Genomic DNA, 4,000 nt, shown 5'->3' with positions numbered 1-4,000 from the left:
GGCACTAAAAATCACAAAAATCAAAATTACCCCAAAAATAATTAACTGAGCTTTTCGTTTATGTTTGAAGTGATTTTGTAAACGAGTGCGTGCCGAGGTTGATTCTTGAGATGGATCAGATGCTGACATAAAAAAGACTCCTTTAGCCTTAGCATACAATTGATATCTTAACATAAATAATTGCAACTGCTGATCTTCAAGCAAAAATTAAACTATAATATAATTAGTTACCCAAGACTGACAGTGAAGATTAGTCTAACAATCAGAGCGTAGTTTAAGGTATAATGTTTCTTAATGATAGCCTGAGATCAAATAATCTTTATCTTTTATGTTACCGCAAAATTGCTGAATATATTGGAAACTTAATAATTGTTTTACTTACTCTGCTAGTTTTATAAGAAGGAGTTATTGATTTATATGAAATTTTGCCAAAGATGTGGCCGCCAAATTGAAGAAAATGCCAAGGCCTGCCCTTATTGCACAGTTTTACAGGAGCAAAAGCCAGCAGAAACAAAAAATTGTAAGAAATGTCAGCAAAAGATTCCAGTAAATGCTAATTATTGTCCCCTTTGCGGAGCAGATCAAGCATTCTTCTATTATCAAGCGCAACAACCAGATGTTGTTCAATCAAGTAAAAAGCAAGCAACAGAAGCTAAGTCATCAGATCGCAGCAGTTCACGGTCCGCAACAGCAGCTGGATTCAAACTGCCTAAAAATGAATCTGCTCATCCTGGTTTAAAAACTTCAACTCGACTTCTGATACGCGATACTTTTAAAATTTCCAAGCGAATGGGTCGAGCGGATTATTGGTGGGCATTTTTGGGGCTTAACTTAATGTCTTTAGCCGTTGGAGTAATTTTGGGCTTAGTGATTACGGCAATTAGTCAGTTTGCTCCCAATTTGGTTGATCCAACTTTTAGATTGATGTTAAGTGCATGGGTAACCTTTGTTTACATCACGATCACCACAGCTCAAGTTCGTCGCTTGCATGATTGTGGTTGGTCTGCTTGGCTGATCATGATTAAATTTATTTTTGCTTTGGGAGATATATTTATTATTTTTGCTATGGTTCAACCACAATCTTTGCAAGATCAACGCTATACTTTTAAAGAGAAAGACAAATAAGAAGAGGTAATTAATGGACAAGATTTCAACCAAGCGCTTGCTTCTCAGAAAAGTGTCCTTAAAGGACTTAACAGACATTTTTGAATATGCTTCTAATCAAAGAGTTGCTCAAGCAGGTGGTTTTTTATGTTGTCAAACAAAACAAGCAGTTTTGAAATTTATTCGACAATTAGCCACTTCCCAAAGCTGGGTATTGGAGGAAAGAAAAAAAGCTAAAGTAATTGGGAATCTTTGCTTATATGAAACCGTCAATAGCCAAGCAGCTCCTAACCGGGAGAAAAGGCTCTTAGGCTATGCGCTTAATCCTAGTTTTCAAAATCAAGGCTATATGACTGAAGCAGTTGCAGGAATAGTTGATTGGGCCGCTAATCAAGGAATCAAACGAGTTGATGCCATTGTTTCGTGGAATAATTTGGCATCACAACGAGTTTTAGAAAAAAATGGCTTTGAAATTCAAGGTATTTTTAAAGCACCATGGGGATCGAATTTAGTGATCCAAAAGTTTATTGCCTTTTATAAAGCGATTTAGTGGGAATTAATTTTATAATATGAGGAATGATTTTATGCAATTAACAAAGGGATTCGAACAGGCTGCTTGTATTATTGCCTTACTAGCCACCCAAAATCGACAGATTCCAATTTCTTCTCAGGTGATTCATGATCGGATCAATGGCTCGCAAAGCTATTTGCAGAAACTATTGCGCAAGTTGGTGATTGCAGGTCTGATTACATCAACTTCAGGTAATAATGGAGGCTTTTCGCTGGCTAAAGATCCGAAAAATATAACTTTGTTGGAAATTGTTGAAGCAACTGAAGGTGAAATTAAAACTTACCCTGATCTTGGCTTTATTGATTTAGTTTTTCGCGATTTTCGGCCGTTGTCGCAAGAGGCAACACATGTAATTAATGAAGCTTTTCACCAAGCTGATTTGCGCTGGTGTCAGTATTTGCAAACTAAAACGGTTTATCAGATCATTGTTGATACTTTTGGTAGTACCAAGATCCCACTGATTGACTGGAATGATCCGCAAAATGATGCTAAAAAAGTGTTGCCTAAGATTCAAAAGTTAAGAGTTCAAAAATAAATTCGATTGCCAATTTAAATTAATTTTTTCACAACAGTTTTTGATGGTAAGATTAAGAAGTGCGATACTTATTTAAAACTTTTGCGGATCAAGATAACTTTGGAGGTAAGTCGGTCAATGACAGAAAATAAAAAAGATTATTACGGAGCAGATGCAATTGTTGATAGTTTGATTAATCACGATGTTAAATACGTTTTTGGAATTCCGGGTGCAAAAATTGATCGAGTTTTTGAAAAATTAGCGCATCCATCTGATTCGAAGGCACCTAAGTTGATTCTGACACGTCATGAACAAAACGCAGCTTTTATGGCTGCAGGAATTGATAGAATCACTGGCAAGCCGGGGGTGGTATTGACTACTTCTGGTCCTGGTGCCAGCAACTTGGCAACTGGTTTAGTAACGGCAACAGCTGAGGGAGATCCGGTTTTAGCGATTTCTGGTCAGGTGCAACGGACGGATCTTTTACGTCAGACCCATCAAAGCATGGCTAATTCTTCACTGTTTGCCCCAATCACTAAATATAGTGCAGAAGTTCAAGATCCAGAAAACATTTCTGAAGTTATAGCTAATGCTTATCAAGCGGCAGAGGCAGGCAAGCAAGGTGCTGGTTTTGTTTCAGTTCCACAGGATGTTACCGATGCACATGTTCAAACCAAAGTAATCAAACCTTTAATTGCTCCCAAGCTTGGTCCAGCCAGTCCAATCGAGTCAACTTTGTTATCGCAGCGAATCAAGTCAGCAAAATTACCAGTTCTGTTGCTTGGGATGCGGGCTTCTTCACCTGAAACGACTAAAGCAATTCGAAACTTGATTTCTGAAACGCATTTGCCAGTCGTTGAAACCTTCCAAGGCGCTGGAATTATTCCCCGTGAATTAGAAGCTGATTTCTTCGGTCGGGTTGGTCTTTTCCGCAATCAGCCGGGTGATCGTTTATTGAAAAAGAGCGATTTAGTGGTTGCAATTGGTTATGACCCGATTGAATATGAACCACGTAACTGGAATGCGGAAGGCAAAGCAAATATCGTGGTGATCGACACAATGCCGGCGGAGATCGACAAGAATTTTCAGCCAGAAAGAGAATTGATTGGCGACATTGCGCAAACCCTTGATTTCTTGTTGCCTTATATGAAGGGTTATCAAGTTCCAACTGAATCGGAAGAATATTTGGCCAAGTTGCATCAAGAATTTGAAGAACGTGATGCTGCACCGGCAGTTAAAAAAGGACAGGTTTTAAATCATCCATTAAGTGTGATCCGTGCTTTACAGTCGCGAATTACCGACGAGATGACAGTTACGGTTGATGTCGGTAGCTTTTATATTTGGATGGCACGTCATTTTAGAAGTTATGCACCACGTCATCTATTGTTCAGCAATGGAATGCAGACATTAGGTGTAGCTTTACCTTGGGCAATTTCAGCGGCTTTGGTTCGACCAAACACGCAAATTGTTTCAATGTCCGGGGACGGTGGCTTTCTATTTTCTGCTCAAGATTTGGAAACGGCAGTACGATTGAATTTGAATATCGTCCATATTATTTGGAATGATGGTTACTATGATATGGTTAAGTTTCAGGAGGAACTGAAATACGGCGAGCCCGGTGGAGTTAAATTTGGTCCTGTTGATTTTGTTAAGTATGCTGAAAGCTTTGGCGCGACTGGTTTGCGGGTTACTCAATCAGCCGATTTAGGACAAATTTTAGATCAAGCATTTGCAACTAAGGGACCGGTAATTGTGGATGTTCCAGTTGATTATAGCTTTAATCAGGGCCTTGGACAACAGATTCTGGAGTT

The 4,000-nt window shown here is 38.9% G+C and carries 4 protein-coding genes; all 4 read left to right on the top strand.

Features of this window, described 5'->3' with window-relative positions:
* Window positions 1-417 precede the first annotated feature (417 nt).
* Window positions 418-1,125, top strand: a complete 708-nt coding sequence (locus ON15_RS00100; protein WP_010579425.1) for a zinc-ribbon domain-containing protein — start codon at window positions 418-420, stop codon at window positions 1,123-1,125.
* 13 nt (window positions 1,126-1,138) lie between these two features.
* Window positions 1,139-1,654 (top strand): GNAT family N-acetyltransferase, encoded by a 516-nt coding sequence (locus ON15_RS00095; RefSeq protein WP_010579424.1) that lies wholly within the window; start codon window positions 1,139-1,141, stop codon window positions 1,652-1,654.
* 34 nt (window positions 1,655-1,688) lie between these two features.
* Complete coding sequence (locus ON15_RS00090) at window positions 1,689-2,210, top strand: RrF2 family transcriptional regulator (protein ID WP_010579423.1); 522 nt, start codon at window positions 1,689-1,691, stop codon at window positions 2,208-2,210.
* Between the two features lie 117 nt (window positions 2,211-2,327).
* The coding region (gene alsS / locus ON15_RS00085) for an acetolactate synthase AlsS (RefSeq protein ID WP_010579422.1) at window positions 2,328-4,000 on the top strand (1,673 nt) is incomplete at its 3' end.

The organism is Liquorilactobacillus vini DSM 20605, from assembly GCF_000255495.1.
Lineage (GTDB): Bacteria > Bacillota > Bacilli > Lactobacillales > Lactobacillaceae > Liquorilactobacillus > Liquorilactobacillus vini.
This window is presented reverse-complemented; position numbering and strand designations above follow the sequence as displayed.